The sequence below is a fragment of the Clostridium kluyveri DSM 555 genome (genome assembly GCF_000016505.1).
GTDB lineage: Bacteria > Bacillota > Clostridia > Clostridiales > Clostridiaceae > Clostridium_B > Clostridium_B kluyveri.
The window spans coordinates 1,645,315-1,662,142 of the sequence record NC_009706.1; the positions used below are offsets into that span (position 1 = coordinate 1,645,315).

Annotated in this window: 15 protein-coding genes; 11 read left to right on the plus strand and 4 right to left on the minus strand. The window is 30.4% G+C overall.

Going from position 1 to position 16,828, the window contains the following annotated elements; all coding sequences use genetic code 11:
* Positions 1-86 precede the first annotated feature (86 nt).
* A complete protein-coding gene (speD, locus tag CKL_RS07710) occupies positions 87-467 on the plus strand; it encodes an adenosylmethionine decarboxylase (protein WP_012101961.1) in 381 nt (126 codons plus the stop codon).
* 78 nt (positions 468-545) lie between these two features.
* Positions 546-1,421 (plus strand): GNAT family N-acetyltransferase, encoded by an 876-nt coding sequence (locus tag CKL_RS07715; RefSeq protein WP_012101963.1) that lies wholly within the window; start codon positions 546-548, stop codon positions 1,419-1,421.
* Positions 1,422-1,536: 115 nt separating this feature from the next.
* Here the strand turns inward: CKL_RS07715 and CKL_RS07720 are convergent, their stop codons facing one another.
* On the minus strand, positions 1,537-2,733 hold the full coding sequence (locus tag CKL_RS07720; protein ID WP_012101965.1) for a pyridoxal phosphate-dependent aminotransferase: 1,197 nt from the start codon (positions 2,731-2,733) through the stop codon (positions 1,537-1,539).
* Between the two features lie 258 nt (positions 2,734-2,991).
* On the opposite strand from CKL_RS07720, the gene wsfD reads away from it, so the two are divergent.
* A complete protein-coding gene (gene wsfD / locus CKL_RS07725) occupies positions 2,992-4,473 on the plus strand; it encodes a glycan biosynthesis hexose transferase WsfD (protein ID WP_012620460.1) in 1,482 nt (493 codons plus the stop codon).
* Between the two features lie 220 nt (positions 4,474-4,693).
* Here wsfD and CKL_RS07730 read toward each other — a convergent pair whose 3' ends face one another.
* Entirely contained in the window at positions 4,694-5,356 is a 663-nt protein-coding gene (locus tag CKL_RS07730) for a class I SAM-dependent methyltransferase (RefSeq protein WP_012101967.1), read from the minus strand.
* 195 nt (positions 5,357-5,551) lie between these two features.
* On the opposite strand from CKL_RS07730, the gene miaB reads away from it, so the two are divergent.
* From miaB to CKL_RS07760, 6 genes are all read left to right on the plus strand, one after another.
* A complete protein-coding gene (gene miaB, locus CKL_RS07735; protein WP_012101968.1) occupies positions 5,552-6,886 on the plus strand; it encodes a tRNA (N6-isopentenyl adenosine(37)-C2)-methylthiotransferase MiaB in 1,335 nt (444 codons plus the stop codon).
* 18 nt (positions 6,887-6,904) lie between these two features.
* A complete protein-coding gene (gene mutS / locus CKL_RS07740; protein ID WP_012101969.1) occupies positions 6,905-9,520 on the plus strand; it encodes a DNA mismatch repair protein MutS in 2,616 nt (871 codons plus the stop codon).
* Between the two features lie 40 nt (positions 9,521-9,560).
* A complete protein-coding gene (mutL, locus tag CKL_RS07745; protein ID WP_012101970.1) occupies positions 9,561-11,390 on the plus strand; it encodes a DNA mismatch repair endonuclease MutL in 1,830 nt (609 codons plus the stop codon).
* A 13-nt stretch (positions 11,391-11,403) separates the two neighbouring features.
* The gene (miaA, locus tag CKL_RS07750; RefSeq protein ID WP_012101971.1) at positions 11,404-12,333 is read left to right on the plus strand and encodes a tRNA (adenosine(37)-N6)-dimethylallyltransferase MiaA; all 930 of its coding nucleotides are present in this window, start codon (positions 11,404-11,406) and stop codon (positions 12,331-12,333) included.
* Between the two features lie 126 nt (positions 12,334-12,459).
* A complete protein-coding gene (gene hfq, locus CKL_RS07755) occupies positions 12,460-12,708 on the plus strand; it encodes an RNA chaperone Hfq (protein ID WP_012101972.1) in 249 nt (82 codons plus the stop codon).
* A gap of 88 nt (positions 12,709-12,796) precedes the next feature.
* Complete coding sequence (locus CKL_RS07760; RefSeq protein WP_012101973.1) at positions 12,797-14,077, plus strand: methionine gamma-lyase family protein; 1,281 nt, start codon at positions 12,797-12,799, stop codon at positions 14,075-14,077.
* 32 nt (positions 14,078-14,109) lie between these two features.
* On the opposite strand, the gene lexA is transcribed toward CKL_RS07760, so the two are convergent.
* Positions 14,110-14,718, minus strand: coding sequence for a transcriptional repressor LexA (lexA, locus tag CKL_RS07765; RefSeq protein ID WP_012101974.1), 609 nt, complete (start codon positions 14,716-14,718; stop codon positions 14,110-14,112).
* Between the two features lie 182 nt (positions 14,719-14,900).
* Between lexA and CKL_RS07770 the strand changes: the two genes are divergently transcribed.
* The gene (locus tag CKL_RS07770) at positions 14,901-15,287 is read left to right on the plus strand and encodes a hypothetical protein (protein ID WP_012101975.1); all 387 of its coding nucleotides are present in this window, start codon (positions 14,901-14,903) and stop codon (positions 15,285-15,287) included.
* Between the two features lie 78 nt (positions 15,288-15,365).
* Complete coding sequence (locus CKL_RS07775; RefSeq protein WP_012101976.1) at positions 15,366-15,701, plus strand: hypothetical protein; 336 nt, start codon at positions 15,366-15,368, stop codon at positions 15,699-15,701.
* Positions 15,702-15,832: 131 nt separating this feature from the next.
* Here the strand turns inward: CKL_RS07775 and CKL_RS07780 are convergent, their stop codons facing one another.
* A complete protein-coding gene (locus CKL_RS07780) occupies positions 15,833-16,819 on the minus strand; it encodes a tyrosine recombinase XerC (protein ID WP_012101977.1) in 987 nt (328 codons plus the stop codon).
* Positions 16,820-16,828 lie beyond the last annotated feature (9 nt).

Sequence of the window (16,828 nt, forward strand, 5' to 3'; positions counted from 1 at the left end):
TAATATTAGCATTATATATTGACTTTTCTATTATTTTTGATAAAATTTAATTGTTATATTTTTTTCAAAGGGGGTAAATGTGAAAAATGAATGAATTAGGGAGACATATTTTAGCAGAGATTTATGGATGCGATGGCGAAATATTGAATAATAAAGACTTTATAGAGAAGATAATGGTAGATTCAGCTTTAAAGGCAGGGGCAGAAGTAAGGGAAGTTGCATTTCATAAATTTAGCCCTCAGGGCATAAGCGGGGTAGTTATAATATCTGAATCCCATCTAACTATTCACACCTGGCCTGAACTTGGCTATGCTGCTGTGGATGTGTTTACTTGTGGAGATAGAATTAATCCTTGGGATGCGTGTAACTACATGACTGAAAAATTTAATGCAAAAAATATGACGGCAACTGAAATAAAAAGAGGTATATTTGAACAAGTTGTAGAAGTGAAAGCCTCAAATATATAGGAGATCATCGCCGGAGGATGGTCTCTTATTTTAAAGTCCATTTATTATTCTAAACAATGGGTTTAGGGGAAAATTTATATGTATGAATGTGTATCACTGGTAAAGAGAAATTTAAATTGTTTTAAAAAACTAAATTCCAAAAGAACACTGTTTAATAATTTAAATAAAGATTTTTTTGAAATTTATGATAAATCTAATTTTGCTAAGCAGATATTCTTGAGAAGAACAGTAAAATTACTTAGAAATAACTTTGATTATATAGGTTATATTTGGACTGATATAGTATGTAAAAATGTTTATAATATAAATGCTATGAATGTGTCCTTTATTTCTAATAAGGAATCAGATAGTGTACCCTATATACATTTAATAAGTACTATAAAGAAACATTGTGTTTTAAAGTATTTGTGCGAAGACAATAATTATAATTCCACACTACTTGAAGATATAGGTTTTGAGAAAAAAGAAGGTACTTTAGTTCTTTGTAGGGAATTACATGAGAGTATAGATATAGGTATTCATGAAAACTTAAAGTTTGAAATGTTTAAAAAGGGGAAAGATGAACAAAAAAGATGTAGAATACAAAATGAGATATTCCAGGAGCATAATAGAATACCTTTGACTTTAGAAGATATATATGTGGAACAATTGCAGAGTTACTATTTTGAAGAGGGAGCTGTTTTTTTAAAAAGAAATGCGGAATATATAGGATACGGTCAGATTATAATAGAAAATAATATTCCCATCATAGTTAACTTCGGTATAATAGAAAAGCATAGGGGCAGGGGATATAGTAAATATCTTTTAAATTATCTTTTGAATATAATATATCAAAATGGCTTTCATAAAATAATGATAAAGGTACGGGATTCTAACTATATAGCATTAAATTTATATAGAAGTGTTGGATTTAAGGTTAAAAAAGAAAGATTTAATTGGGAACTAGAGAAATAATTCTTTTATTATTAGAGTAGTACGAAGATTTTCATAAAATAAATAAGAGTTTACTTTGAGGTTAAAGTAAACTCTTATTTATTTTATATTAAACTGCTAAGCGTTAAAGATATATCTATTTTTTAGTTTTTATATATTCTTCAAGAGCTATTTTTAATAAATCCATAGCATCTTTCAAATCATCGCAATTTAAGCAGTAAGATATTCTTATTTCATCTTTTCCAAGACCTTCAGTGGCATAAAAACCGTCAGCAGGAGCAACCATTACAGTTTTACCATCTTTATTAAAATCAGTTAGTAAAAATTTTGCAAAATCCTGTGCATCTGATATAGGTAATTTGGCAACTATGTAAAAAGCACCACTAGGTTTTCTGCATATGATACCCGGAATTTTTTGAAGACTTTCCATTAATATATTTCTTCTCTTTTCATACTCTTTTCTTGTTTCCACAAAATAGCTGTCAGGGGTATCCTTTAAGGCTGCTGCTCCAATTTGCTCTACTGTAGGAACACATAGTCTAGTTTGACACAGCTTCATTATGTTATGCATAAATTCTTTATTCTTTGAAGCTACCAGTCCAATTCTAGCACCACAGGCACTGTAACGTTTAGATATGCTGTCTACAATTATTACTCTGTCAGCTATATCCTTTAAAGTAAGTGTAGAAGTGTATTTTAATCCATCATATACAAATTCCCTATAGACTTCATCTGCTATTAAGTATAAATCATGTTCTTTAACTATATCTGCAAGCATTCTAAGTTCTTCAGCCGTATATACAGTCCCCGTAGGGTTACCAGGATTTGAAATCATAAGTGCCTTTGTTCTAGGGGTTATTTTGTTTTCTATTGATTTTTTGTCTGGCAGGTGAAAGCCATCTTCAGCTTTTGTTAAAAATGGAACCATTTTGGCAGAAGCTGATTCTGCAAAGCCATTATAATTTGTATAGAAAGGCTCAGGGGAAACTATTTCATCTCCTGGATCACATATTGTCATAAAAGTTAACATTATAGCTTCACTACCACCGTTAGTTACTATCAGTTCTTCTTTAGAAAACTCCGTGCCCCATTTTTTGTAATATTCTATGAAGCTTTCCTGAAGTGCATCCATACCTTGTGAATCTGTATATTTTAATACGTTTTCTTTAAAATTTTCAATTGCTTTAAAGAAAATATCTGGAGTTAGTACGTCCGGTTGACCAATATTTAAATGGTAAACTTTAATACCTCTTTTTTTTGCTTCTGCAGCATAAGGTGCCAGTTTACGAATAGGTGAAAACTGCATATTTAAAATTCTATTTGATAATCTCATATAAATGTCCATCCTCTCCTAAGTTCTAATATATTATATATACAATGATATAGTTTTCGAAGAAATTTTTCAACAATAATTTTTATTTCAAGCCGACACCCATATTTTATTTAGAATAGAGCATAGGTATTGATATTAAAATATTTATATTCAATGGGTATTATTATTGAAAAAATATTAAATTTTTTGTTTTTAGCAGGAGTTTTCTGTCATTTTGAAGAAATATTTAAATATCAAAAATAACGGAGTTTAAATGAAATGAAATGGTTGATGAAAAAATTAATTTATATTAAAAATAATTATATAATTCAGCTAATAATTTTATTAGCTATAGGAATAATTTTGTTAAATACCCTTTTTGTATATCCCATTATAGGAAAATGTGATAATGGAGACTTTGGAAGACTTCTCCTATATGGGGGATTGTGGGATTTATCCACCACCTATGAGGGGATTTATGATAGATTTGTACATTTAAATTATATAATATCAAAATCACATATGTTCATATTTTTTGGCAAAAACTGGGTTTCCGGAAGTATATTATTAAAATTGGCAGTATTTATATCGCTGTTATTACATCAGTTTGATAATAGGCTATTTAATATAAGATATTTAGCCTTTGTTTATTCTGTGATATTTTTATGGGGAATATTTCTTATAGTTAATTTTAAAAGATTATCTACTTTATTAAAGGCAGCAGTGGGGATATGTATTATTTTGTTTTTTACAGATACATCCTATATATCTTATTTTAATTCTTTTTACGGAGAAGCAGGCACTATTGTATTCTTTTTTTTGAATATAGGTACGTATCTTAATTTAATAACTAAAGAGAAACCTTTAATAAGGCATTTTGTATATTTTTTCATTGCTTCTGCAGGTTTTTTAACTTCTAAAGCACAGGAGCTGCCGCTGCTTGTTTTTATGCTTATAATTTATGCAGGATTATTTATCTATTATAAAGAGAAAAATTATAGAAAATGTATTATAATAGGATCATTGTTAGTCACCATACTTTGTAGTGCATCTTATATTTCATTAACAGATAGAATGAATCAAAATAATATATACCAATCGGTTTTCTTAGGAGTTTTAAGGGGTTCTTCCAGTCCTGAAAAAGATTTGGAAGAACTTGGGGTGGATAAAAAATTCATGGTTTTTTACGGGAAATCTTTTTATAATAGACATTCTGGACATGACCCTGTGGGAGAGGAAATGTTAAAGGAGTTTTATCCCAAGGTTTCTCCTTTGAAAATATTAGTTTTTTATATTAAGCATCCAAGCCGGCTTTGGCAAAAAATTGTGGAGTCTGCAGAGGGCGCTTATGCTTTTAAAACACCAGGTCCTTGGAATTTTGCCAAAGGACAATATGCTCCAAATAAAGCAGTGAATACCTTTAGAACTAATCTTGTAAATAATTACTCCAAAATACATAGAAATATCTTTGTTTTTATTCTGTTTTCACTAATATACTTTACCATAACATTGACTTATTTTATAAAAAATAAAAACAGGGATTTACGTCTTCTTATATTAATGTTATTATTTATTCTTTTATCGGGAGCATCTCAACTTATTTTGCCAGTTATAGGTTCAGGGCATGGTGATTTTGGAAAACATTTGTTTCTGTTAAATTTTTGTTACGATATTATGGTGGTAATAGCTTTAGTATGGCTTGTGCATATTATATTAAAAATTATCAGGAAAAATAAATTTTTAGATTTAGTTAGAAAGTAGGTATTTAAATTGAAAAGCTATTTACCAACTATATTCTGTTTTTTATTAATAATTTTTTTAGTTGTATTTTTATTATATGGAACAATAAAACATTCTATTATTAAAGCTATAAAGGAGTTAAAAGAAAAAAATATTCTGTGATTTTATCCGGTGAATAGATGAGGTGGAAAATAGTATTTTACAATATATTAATATTTATACAGGTAAAATCCATTAAATCTTATTTGATGCACTTAAAATAAACCATTGATTTTTGATTATCAATCTCAATATTAGAGTACAGTGAAGATAATTTTAATCTTAATTCTTCAATGGATTGAAAGGGCGGTGTAAACCAACCTTTTTTTGCCAGTAGAGAGTTGACGATGAAATCTGTGAGTTTACATTGTCCTTTAATGTAAAAACACCCGCAAAAGATACCACCTTTTTTTAGAACACGTGTTGTCTCTAAAAATGCTTTTTCTTTATCAGGGAAAGCGTGGAATCCATTCATGGAAAGTATAATATCAAATGTTTCATTATTGAATTCTAGGTTTCCCACATCACCCTGCATATAATTAATATTTTTAAGTTTACTATGGGAAAATCTTTTTTTGGCTTGAAGAAGCATATCCTCTGAATAATCTACACAGGTTATTTGGGCATTTGGTAACATGCTGTATTTATTTAATGTGAATACCCCAGTGCCAACTGGTACATCAAGCAATTTTCCGGCAAAATCATCTGGAATCATTTTCAAGACCTTATTAGCGATTTCTATATCTTTTATACCACCCCAAAAAAACCATATATACAGTTTAGACCACCATTTTGTTTGAGTCAGTGTATCATCATAAATGTTTTTCGAAATTGCATATGCTTTTTTAATTTTGCTTTCATTCATGTTTTCACCCCACTGTAATGCAAATTTCACAGCTACCTTCAATGATTATTATATCAATAATAGCAGATTTTTATGGATAAATAAAGGCATACCTTCTTTTTAAAAATAAACATAATCTTAGTCTAGTATGTTTATTTTTTATTAATTATTGTGTTATAATACAGTGTGAATTTAATGCCATTGGAGGTAACATGCATGGAAGATAAATTTAGAAATAAAAGTTTCTTTATTTCTACATATGGATGCCAGATGAATGAAGAGGATTCAGAAAAATTATCTGGAATACTAAAAAAGATGGGATATAAAAGAGCAGAAAATAAACTTTCTGCGGACTTGATCATATTTAATACCTGTTGTGTAAGAGAAAATGCAGAACTTAAGGTATATGGAAATTTGGGAGCTTTAAAAAAATTAAAAAAGCAAAGGCCTGAACTTATAATAGCCTTATGTGGTTGTATGATGCAGCAAAAAGGCATGGCAGAAAAAGTAATAAAGAAATTTCCCTTTGTAGATATAATATTTGGAACTCATAATGCATATAAGTTTCCAGAGTATTTAAATAGGGTAAACCATCAGAATGTATCCGTAATAGAAATACAAGATAAAGAAGATGGAATTGTAGAGGGAGTTCCAATAGATAGAGAAAGCAGTGTAAAAGCTTTTGTGACTATAATGTATGGCTGTAATAATTTCTGTGCGTACTGTATAGTACCTTATGTAAGGGGACGTGAGAGAAGCAGAAAACCAGAGGATATTGAAAATGAAATAAAAGAATTGGTTTCAAAGGGATATAAGGAAGTTACGCTGCTGGGTCAAAATGTAAATTCCTATGGAAAAAATCTAAATCCAAGGGTGAATTTCAGTGAACTTTTAAGGAGAATTAATAATGTAGATGGAATTGAAAGAATTAGATTTATGACCTCCCACCCTAAAGATCTAACGGATGATGTAATAGATGTAATATCAGAATGTGATAAAATATGTGAGCACATACATTTACCTGTACAATCAGGTTCTACCCGTATACTTAAAAAAATGAATAGAAATTATTCTAAGGAACAGTACCTTGCCCTTGTAAGTGAAATAAAACACAAAATTCCAGATGCATCTATAACTACAGATATAATTGTGGGTTTTCCTGGTGAAACAGAAGAAGATTTTGAAGAGACATTAAACCTGGCAGAAGGAGTGGAATTTGATTCTGCATTTACATTTATATATTCCAAAAGAGAAGGTACTCCTGCCTATAAAATAGAGGAGCAAATTTCTGATGATGTAAAACATGAGAGATTTAACAGACTTGTAGAGGTAATAAATAAATCTGCTGCTAAAAAAAATAAAGTCTATGAAGGAAGAATAGAAGAAGTATTGGTAGAAGGCCCTAGTAAAAATGACAGTACAAAACTTATGGGAAGGACCAGAACTGGAAAGTTAGTTAATTTTCAAGGAGACAAAGCTTTTATAGGTGAATTGGTAAAGGTTGAAATAACTAAAGCAACTTCTTTTTCCCTTTTAGGTAGACAGATATGATGGAAAGGAGGAAATAAGGTGGGATTGACTCCAATGATGAGGCAGTATATGGAAATAAAAGAAAATTATAAAGATTGTATACTGTTTTTTAGGTTAGGCGATTTTTACGAGATGTTTTTCGACGATGCAAAAATAGCTGCTGCGGAACTGGAATTGGTACTTACAGCAAGAGAATGTGGACTTAAAGAAAAAGCCCCCATGTGCGGAATACCCTATCATGCTGCAAAGTCATATATAGGCAGGATGGTGAATAAAGGATATAAGATAGCCATATGTGAACAACTAGAGGATCCTGCACAGTCTAAGGGTATTGTAAAGAGGGGAATTATTAAAGTTATAACCCCCGGGACTTATATGGATAGCTACTTTTTAGATGAAAATGAAAATAATTATATAATGTGTTTGTACATAAATAATAATGAAGGCAGTAATTGTGCCCTATGTTTTGCAGATATATCCACAGGAGAATTTAATTGTACAGACACTCCCTTTAATTTATCCGTAATTTTAGATGAAATATGTAAGTTTAATCCAAGAGAAATAATAATTCAGGAGGATATAGATTCCAATATACTTCAGGGCATAGTGGAAGTTTTTAATGAAACTTTTAGCAGGGTAGATGAATGTTATTTCCAAAAGGGAGAAGAGGTATTAAGAGAACAGTTTAAAGATTTGAATTTAAGGGAATATACACCTGAAATTATAAAATGTGGTGGTGCTTTAGTTAAATATATAAAGCATACCCAAAAGACCAATCTTTCTCATATAAATAAATTTCAATATTATAATATAGTAGATTATTTAACTATAGACATAAATTCTAAAAGAAATCTAGAAATTGTGGAAAGTCTCAGGGAAAGCAAGAAAAAGGGTTCTCTACTTGGAGTTATAGATAAAACCAATACTTCCATGGGGGGAAGACAACTTAGAAAGTGGATAGAGCAGCCTCTCATAGATAGGAATAAAATAATGGAGAGATTGGATTCAGTGGAGGAAATTTTAAATAATATATGTTATCATGAAGACTTAAAGGAAGCTTTAAAGAATATATATGATATTGAAAGATTAGCAGGAAAAATATCCTCTAAAAGTGTAAATGCAAAAGAATTGAATTCTTTAAAAAGCTCCATAGAAAAGATACCTGATATAAAGGTCATATTGTCTAATTTTGAAACAAGTTTATTAAAGAATATGTATAAAAATTTAGATGAGTTAAAGGATATCTACATGTTATTGGATAAGGCTATACTAGATAACCCTTCTGTTTCTCTCAAAGAAGGGAATCTGATAAAAGAAGGGTATGACAGCGAAATAGATAGGCTGAAGGAGGCAAAAGTTAAAGGTAAAGACTGGATAGCATCTCTTGAGAGCAGTGAAAGAGAACTTACTAAAATAAAATCCTTAAAGATAGGATATAATAAAGTATTTGGATATTATATTGAGGTAACTAAAAGCAATTTAAATCTGGTGCCGGAACACAGATACATAAGAAAACAGACTCTGTCAAATGCAGAAAGGTATATAACCCCAGAGTTAAAAGAAATGGAGGATAAAATTTTAGGTGCAGAGGAAAAGTTGATATATTTAGAATATAATGCTTTTGTAGAAGTAAGGGATAAAGTGGAAAAAGAAGTTACCAGAATTCAGAATTCAGCTAGAATAATTTCAGAGGTAGATTGTTTAACTTCTCTTGCAAGAGCTGCCCTTGAAAATAATTATTGCAAACCTGAAATAACTCTTTCAGACAGAGTGTATATAGAGGAAGGAAGACATCCTGTAGTGGAGAATATGCTTTCTACAGGAGAATTTGTATCCAATGATACAGATATTGATACGGGAGAAAATCAACTTCTTTTAATAACAGGACCTAATATGGCAGGAAAATCCACCTATATGCGTCAGGTGGCCTTGGTTACCATCATGGCTCAAATAGGCAGTTTTGTACCTGCTAAAAGTGCTTCTATATCTATATGTGATAAGATATTTACAAGAATAGGTGCTTCTGATGATCTGGCCTCTGGAAAGAGTACTTTCATGGTTGAGATGTGGGAGGTCTCAAATATTCTTAAAAATGCTACTAATAAGAGTTTAATATTATTAGACGAAGTGGGCAGGGGAACGAGTACCTATGATGGATTAAGCATAGCCTGGTCTGTAATAGAATATATATGCAGAGAAAGTAAGCTTAGATGTAAGACTTTATTTGCAACTCATTATCATGAACTTACTAAATTGGAAGGTAAAATAAAAGGGGTAAAAAATTATTGTGTATCTGTTAAAGAAGTGGAAAACAACATAGTTTTTTTAAGAAAGATTATAAGAGGAGGGGCAGACCAGTCCTATGGTATTGAAGTAGCAAAACTGGCGGGCCTTCCAGAGGAAGTTCTAAAGAGAGCACGGGAAATACTAAATAGTCTTGAAACTGAAAAGACAGAAGAAAGTATGGAAGGAACTAATCTGCCAAAGAAAAAGAAAGAAGAAAAGACTTCCAGTCAGGGAGAGCAGTTAAAATTTTTAGACATAGAAAAAGAAAATTTAATCAATGAAATTAGGGATATAGATATATTAAATATGACCCCTATGGAAGGGTTTAACAAACTTTATGATATAATAAAGAAAGTTAAATCTATTTGATAATGAGAAAGTATTTTTTAAAATAAAGGATTGATTTATAATGAAGAGAATAAATCTTTTGGATATGGATACTTCTAATAAAATTGCTGCAGGAGAGGTAGTTGAAGGACCTTCTTCTGTAGTAAAGGAGCTTCTGGAAAACAGTATAGATTCAGGAGCTAAAAATATTACCATAGAAATAGAAGATGGGGGACAAAAATCTATAAGGGTAATAGATGATGGTGTGGGAATACACCCAGAGGATGTAGAAAAGGCATTTATGCCTCATGCTACCAGTAAAATAAGTACTTTAGAGGATTTAAACAAAATATACACCATGGGATTCAGGGGAGAAGCTTTGTCTAGTATAGCTGCTGTATCTCATGTAATTCTTAGAAGTAAGGTAAAAGATGAGTTTAACTATGGAAGGGAAATTTCCATAAGTGGAGGGGTCTTAAATTACATACAGGATACAGGATGCAATATAGGAACTACGGTTTTAGTAAAAGACCTGTTTTTCAACGTACCTGCAAGAAAAAAATTTCTAAAGTCTCCAGGAAGGGAAGGATCTCTTATTTCTGACATAATAAACAGACTTTCCTTAGCTAATCCCAATATAGTATTTAAGTTCTTCAGAGATGGAAAAAAATCTTTAGTTACCTATGGAAGTGGAGAGGTAATGGATGTTATAAGATGCATATATGGCAAAAATATATATGAAAATATAATACCTATAGAGAATCACAGCGATATAGCTTCAATTTATGGATATATAGGCAATTCAGAAGTAAGCAGGGGAAGCAGAAATAATCAAAGTATATTTGTAAATAGAAGGTACGTTAAGGATAAATCTATAACTGCAGCAGTAGAAAAAGCTTTTAAATCATTTTTAACTGTAAATAAGTTTCCTTTTTTTGTATTGTTTCTAGATCTATTTCCCGAGTTTGTAGATATAAATGTTCATCCTGCCAAGTGGGAAATAAAGTTTAGTGATTCAAGAATGATATTTAAATTTGTATTTGATACAATTCATCAGGCTCTTAGAGAAAGTTTGAAAGATTCTTTTAAAATAGATATAATAGAAGATAAAATTCTAGAGAAAGAAGAAGAATCTGTACAGACAAATAAAATTCAAATTCCTATTGATTTAAGGTCTCCAATTTATGAAAGTTATATAAAAGAGGAATATGGTAATAATGAGAAACAGGAAGATAATATTTCTTTTGAATATGGAAATACTTTAGAGGGAGGTAACACTGCAGAAGAAAATGTAAGGTTAAATGATTCTTTAAAAGAGAGTAAGATTTCTAAGCTTCCCCCCTTTAAAATGATTGGTCAGTTTAACAATACATATATAATAGCAGAGGCAGCTTCTAATCTATATATTATAGATCAGCATGCAGCCCATGAAAAAATTCTCTTTGAAAAATATAAGAGCAATATAGAAAAGAAAGAAGTAATAAGTCAGATATTGATTACCTCTGTAGTTATGGAACTTACTAATGACGATTATGCATGCTACGTGGAAAATAAAGATGTATTTAAGAAGGCAGGATTTAACATAGAATTATTTGGAAATAATACTATAAATGTGAGAGAAGTACCTGTAATACTGGGAAAACCAGATATTAAAAATTTGTTTACAGATATTATAGATAACTTAAAAAATATGGGTTCTGGAGATACTGTCGAGGTAAAGTATCTTTCCATAGCTACTCTTGCTTGCAGGGCTGCCATAAAGGCAAAACACAATCTGTCACAAGTGGAAATGGAGCATCTGCTTCATGAATTAGGATTTTTAGAAGACCCTTTTACCTGTCCTCATGGAAGGCCTACCATAGTGAAATTTACATTAAATGACTTAGAGAAAAAATTTAAGAGGATACAGTAGGGGGAGTAAATACATGAAGAAACTTTTTATACTGGCAGGGCCTACTGCAGTGGGAAAAACAGATATTTCAATAGAAGTGGCAAAAAAAATAGATGGAGAAATAATATCTGCAGATTCCATGCAGATATACAAGTATATGAATATAGGTTCTGCCAAAATTACAAAAGGTGAAATGCAGGAAATTCCCCATTATTTAATAGATATTATTGATCCAAAAGAGAATTTTAATGTATCAAGGTATAAGAATCTGGCTGAAAAAACCATAGAAGATATATATAGTAGAAATAAATTTCCCATGTTAGTAGGGGGAACAGGGCTTTATATAAACTCTCTTATTTGCAATTATGATTTTACAGATGCAAAAGTGGATGTGAATTATAGAAATTATCTGGAGAATTTAGCAAAAGTGCAGGGAAGGGAATATGTTCACTCTCTTTTGAAGGACATAGATGCTGTTTCCTATGAAAGGTTGTATCCAAATGATTTAAAAAGGGTTGTAAGAGCACTTGAAGTACATAAACTTACAGGAAAGACCATAGGTGAGTTTAATAGTAAAGATAGTTTATATGATATACCTTATAAAATATATTACTTTGTGCTTAATATGGATAGAGTTAAATTGTATGAGAGAATAAACAAAAGAGTGGATTTAATGATAGAACAGGGTCTTATAGATGAAGTTAAAAATTTAAGATCCATGGGATATACGAAAGATATGCAATCTATGAAGGGCATAGGATATAAAGAATTAATCAGGTATTTAGAAGGGGACATATCCTTAGATGAAGCTGTATACCTAATTAAGAAGGGAAGCAGAAATTATGCAAAAAGGCAGTTAACCTGGTTTAGAAAAGATGAAAGAGTTATTTGGGTAAATAAAGATGAATTTACCTCAAATAAAGAAATAGTGAATTACATAATTAATACATTAGTAACTTGTTAAAATGTTAAATATTGATATAATATATATTATATCAAACATTTTTTTCTAAAATAAAAAGTAAGTACCAATAATTTTGTTATAGAACTAAAAAATTGCTACAAATAAAGATTACGGAGGGAGAAAACTATGAGTAAACCAGCAAACAATTTACAGGACATATTCTTAAATGGTGCTAGAAAAAACAGGATCCCGGTTATTGTATACTTAACTAATGGTTTTCAGATTAGAGGAATTGTAAAAGGTTTTGATAATTTTACGGTTATATTAGAGTGTGATGGAAAACAAATGATGGTATATAAACATGCACTTTCTACTATTACACCATCAAAAGCAATTCTGTTTAATACTCCTGCAGGAACAGATGACAGGTCATAAACTTATTTTAAAAATCTACACATAGAAAAGGAATAGGCAATTTCCTATTCCTTTTCTATGTGTAGGTAATACTTAGGAGGTAATAATTTTGTTAAATATAACAAAAGAAGAACTTAAAAATAAATACAAAATAAATGATAAAGTAATTTCTCTATATGAGAAGTCAATAGAAGATGTTAAAGGCGAATTCATATATTATGATGAAGTAAGGGAATATAATCAGTTAAAAGTTTTGAATGCGCTTCAGGAAGAGGGGATAAGCGAATCTCATTTTACCAATTCTTCTGGCTATGGCTATGGGGATATAGGAAGGAACTCTTTAGATAGAGTATATGCCAGAGTATTTAATTCAGAAAGTGCACTTGTGAGACCTCATTTTGTAAATGGAACTCATGCACTATGCTGTGCTCTTTTTGGAAATTTGCGTCCGGGAGATACCATGTTATCTGTTTGTGGAACTCCCTACGATACACTGCATAGTTTAATAGGTAGATGCAGTGACAAAAAAGTGGGTTCACTTAAGGAATATGGCATAAATTATCATCAGATAGATTTAACTCTGGATAATAAAATAGATTTTAAAAGTGTAGAGAAATATCTAATAAAAAATGATAAAGTAAAAATAGTGCATATACAGAGATCAACAGGTTATGGCTGGAGAAAATCATTTTCCATATCAGAAATAAAGGAGATAATAGATTTTGTGAAAAAAATTCATCCGGAGTTAATATGCTTTGTGGATAATTGTTATGGGGAATTTATAGATATAATGGAACCTACAGATATAGGAGCGGATTTAGTGGCAGGATCCCTTATAAAGAACATAGGAGGAGGAATAGCACCTACCGGAGGATATATAGCGGGAAAGGAAGAGTATGTAACACAGGCCTCCTATAGGCTTACAGTACCAGGTATAGGAGGAGAATGTGGTTCAACTTTTGGAGTAATGAGATCCTTATATCAAGGATTGTTTCTAGCACCGCATATTTCTATAGAAGCAGTAAAAGGGGCTGTTTTTTGTGCCAGAATCATGGAACTTGCAAAGTTTGAAGTTCTGCCTAAATACAATGATAAAAGAAGTGATATAATACAGTGTATTAAATTTAATGATAAGATAAAATTAATAGACTTTTGCAGGGCCATTCAGAAAGCATCTCCTGTAGATTCTTCTGCACAATGCGAACCCTGGGATATGCCGGGATATTCAGATCAGGTTATAATGGCTGCAGGAGCATTTATACAGGGTTCTTCCATTGAGTTATCTGCAGATGCTCCTATAAGAGAACCCTATATAGCTTATTTGCAGGGAGGGTTGACTTTTGATCATGCTAAAATAGGAATACTCATGGCTTTATCCAGTATAATCTGACAAAGTAATTATTTATCAGGATTAGGTTGATTTTATTCATATTGTCTATAAATGCCTATTAATCTTCCAATTATTTTACAATCATCTACTATAATAGGGGGCATATTTTTATTTTCTGGTTGTAATCTTATATGATTTTCCTCTTTAAAAAACCTTTTTAATGTGGCTTCATTTTCAATGAGAGCTACTACTATGTCCCCATTTTCTGCAGAGTGCACTTTTTCTATTAGGGATAAGTCTCCATCTAATATACCTGCATCCACCATGCTTTCTCCTTTTACCCTTAACATAAATATTTCTCTCTTATTTTTTATATAATCCATGGGAAGTGGGAAATAATCCTCTATATTTTCTACTGCTATAATAGGCATACCGGCGGTTATAGTACCTATTATAGGTACTTCTATCATTTCTTTTTTCTGAGATTTTTCAATAACTTCTATAGTTCTGGATTTAGTGGCATCTCTTTTTATAAAACCTCGTCTTTCTAGTTTTTCAAGATAACTGTGGACGGTAGAAGTAGATTTTAATCCCACAGCAGTACATATCTCTCTAACAGAAGGAGGATAACCTTTTTGTTTAATTTGTGATTTTATAAAGTTATATATTTGAGATTGTCTATTATTACTGCGTTCTGTCATAAGATACACTCCTCTAAATTTATTTATGTGAATTATATCACAAAAGTTGACAAATAGCAAACTTATGTTCTATACTAGTTTTACTGATTCTGAAGTTAATGTTAATATAATAAATATTATGTAAATTAAACAAAAAGTAAACCAAAAATCAAATAATTAAAAAAAAGGAGTTTATTATATTTATGAATAAAAAGCAATGTATATTTAATGAAAAAAAAGCCTGTAATAACTGTAATGAGTGCAATACATGTGATTTAAATCCTAGTAAAAAGTGCAATAATTGCGGTAAGTGTCTGGAATTAGAGGGCTATGATATGAAAGCAATAAAGATTGATACAATTTTAGATGATGAAGATGAATCAAAAGAGTACCAAATTGGAGAAACCGAAATGATGGCATATGACCGGGACCAGAGTGATTCTTACATGGAAGATATGAAAGAAAACACTGTAGAATTCATAGATGATATAGATGGCTTAAGAGAAATTTTAGATAATAAAGATAAATTCAAAAAGATAATTCATGAAGAGTATCCTGGATTGATAAAAATTATAAAAGACAATAAGTAATTACTTTAAGGGATAGCATCGACATTTCCGATGAAATCTGATAAACCCATGCTATAGTAAAGGAGAAAAGAATCTTAAATGCAAGAAGTTGAAAAAATTGAAAAATTTATATCTATAATCGATAAAAAGCTTAGGCCTAATATAGTTATTCGAAGTATAAATTCGGAAAAACCAGTAGTAGTAAAACACATACCAGATTCTTGGAATTTATTAGGCTGTGGTAATTATGCTGCAGTATTTACTCATAAGGCTTTTGATGATTATGTAGTGAAAATATATGCTAAGGGAAGACCAGGATTAAAAGAAGAAGTAGAAGTATATAAAACTATTGGGAATCATCCATCTTATTCATATATTATATACCGATTTTTTATAAATTCACAGTACCTATTCCCAAGTTTATACTTGATTTAATAAGAAAAAGTTATAGAATCTATAAAAAAATCAATGGTTAATATAATAAATATTATGTTGATTAAATAAAAAATAAACCAAAAACAATAAATATAAATAAAGGCAATTGATACAAAACAATTGCCGATTTCTTATTTCTCAGTTATATTTAAAGGATTTGATTTTATAGCTTCTCTAAGTCTTTCATCATCTACATGGGTATATATTTGAGTGGTAGACACATTTTCATGGCCAAGTATTTTTTGAAGGCTTCTTATATCTACATGACCGTATTTATACATAAGAGTGGCTGCAGTGTGCCTTAATTTATGAGGTGTATATTTTTCGCTGTCTAAGTTGGCTTTTTTTAAATACTTCTTTAACATGATTTCAACAGATCTTTTATTTATTCTAGCGTAATTTTTGCTTATGAAAAGGGCATCCTTATCCTTTATTTTATTTAAATATTCATCTCTTGAGGTCAGATAATTCTTAAGTGCCTCCAGGCAGGATTTATTTAGATAGATGGTTCTCTCTTTGTTCCCTTTTCCTATTACAGTGAGGGTATCTTCTTTGATGTTGGATATATTTATACTGCAAAGCTCTGAAAGTCTCATCCCACAGTTTAAGAAAAAAGTTATAATACAGTAATCTCTTTCTTTAAACTTTCCATCAATTGACTCAAGTAAAAGCTTGCTTTCTTTTAAACTTAAGTAAATAGGGTTTCTTTTGCTTATTTGAGGGGATTCTAGCTCCAGAGCAGGATTTTCACTTATTAATTTAGCTTTGCTACAAAGGTATTTAAAGAAAGATTTTAAAGAAGCCACTTTCCTGGCTCTGGCATAACTCTTGTTATGTCTATAGTTCTCTATAAAAGATATAAAAGCAAATAAATCACTTAAGGTTATCTGTTTTATAATATCAATATCAATATCTTTTATTTTTATTTTCTCAAATTGAGAACCCTCTTTTTCTAGTCCTTTGTAAAGCTTTAAAAATCTTAAGAACATAGTCAGGTCAACTTTATAGCCTTCTAAAGTATTCTTTGACTTACCCTTAATTGTACCGAGATAATTTAAAAAATCATTCAAATATCCAGGGAGTTCTGGATTGTATATTTGGTTTAAACTATATTTCATGATATAAAA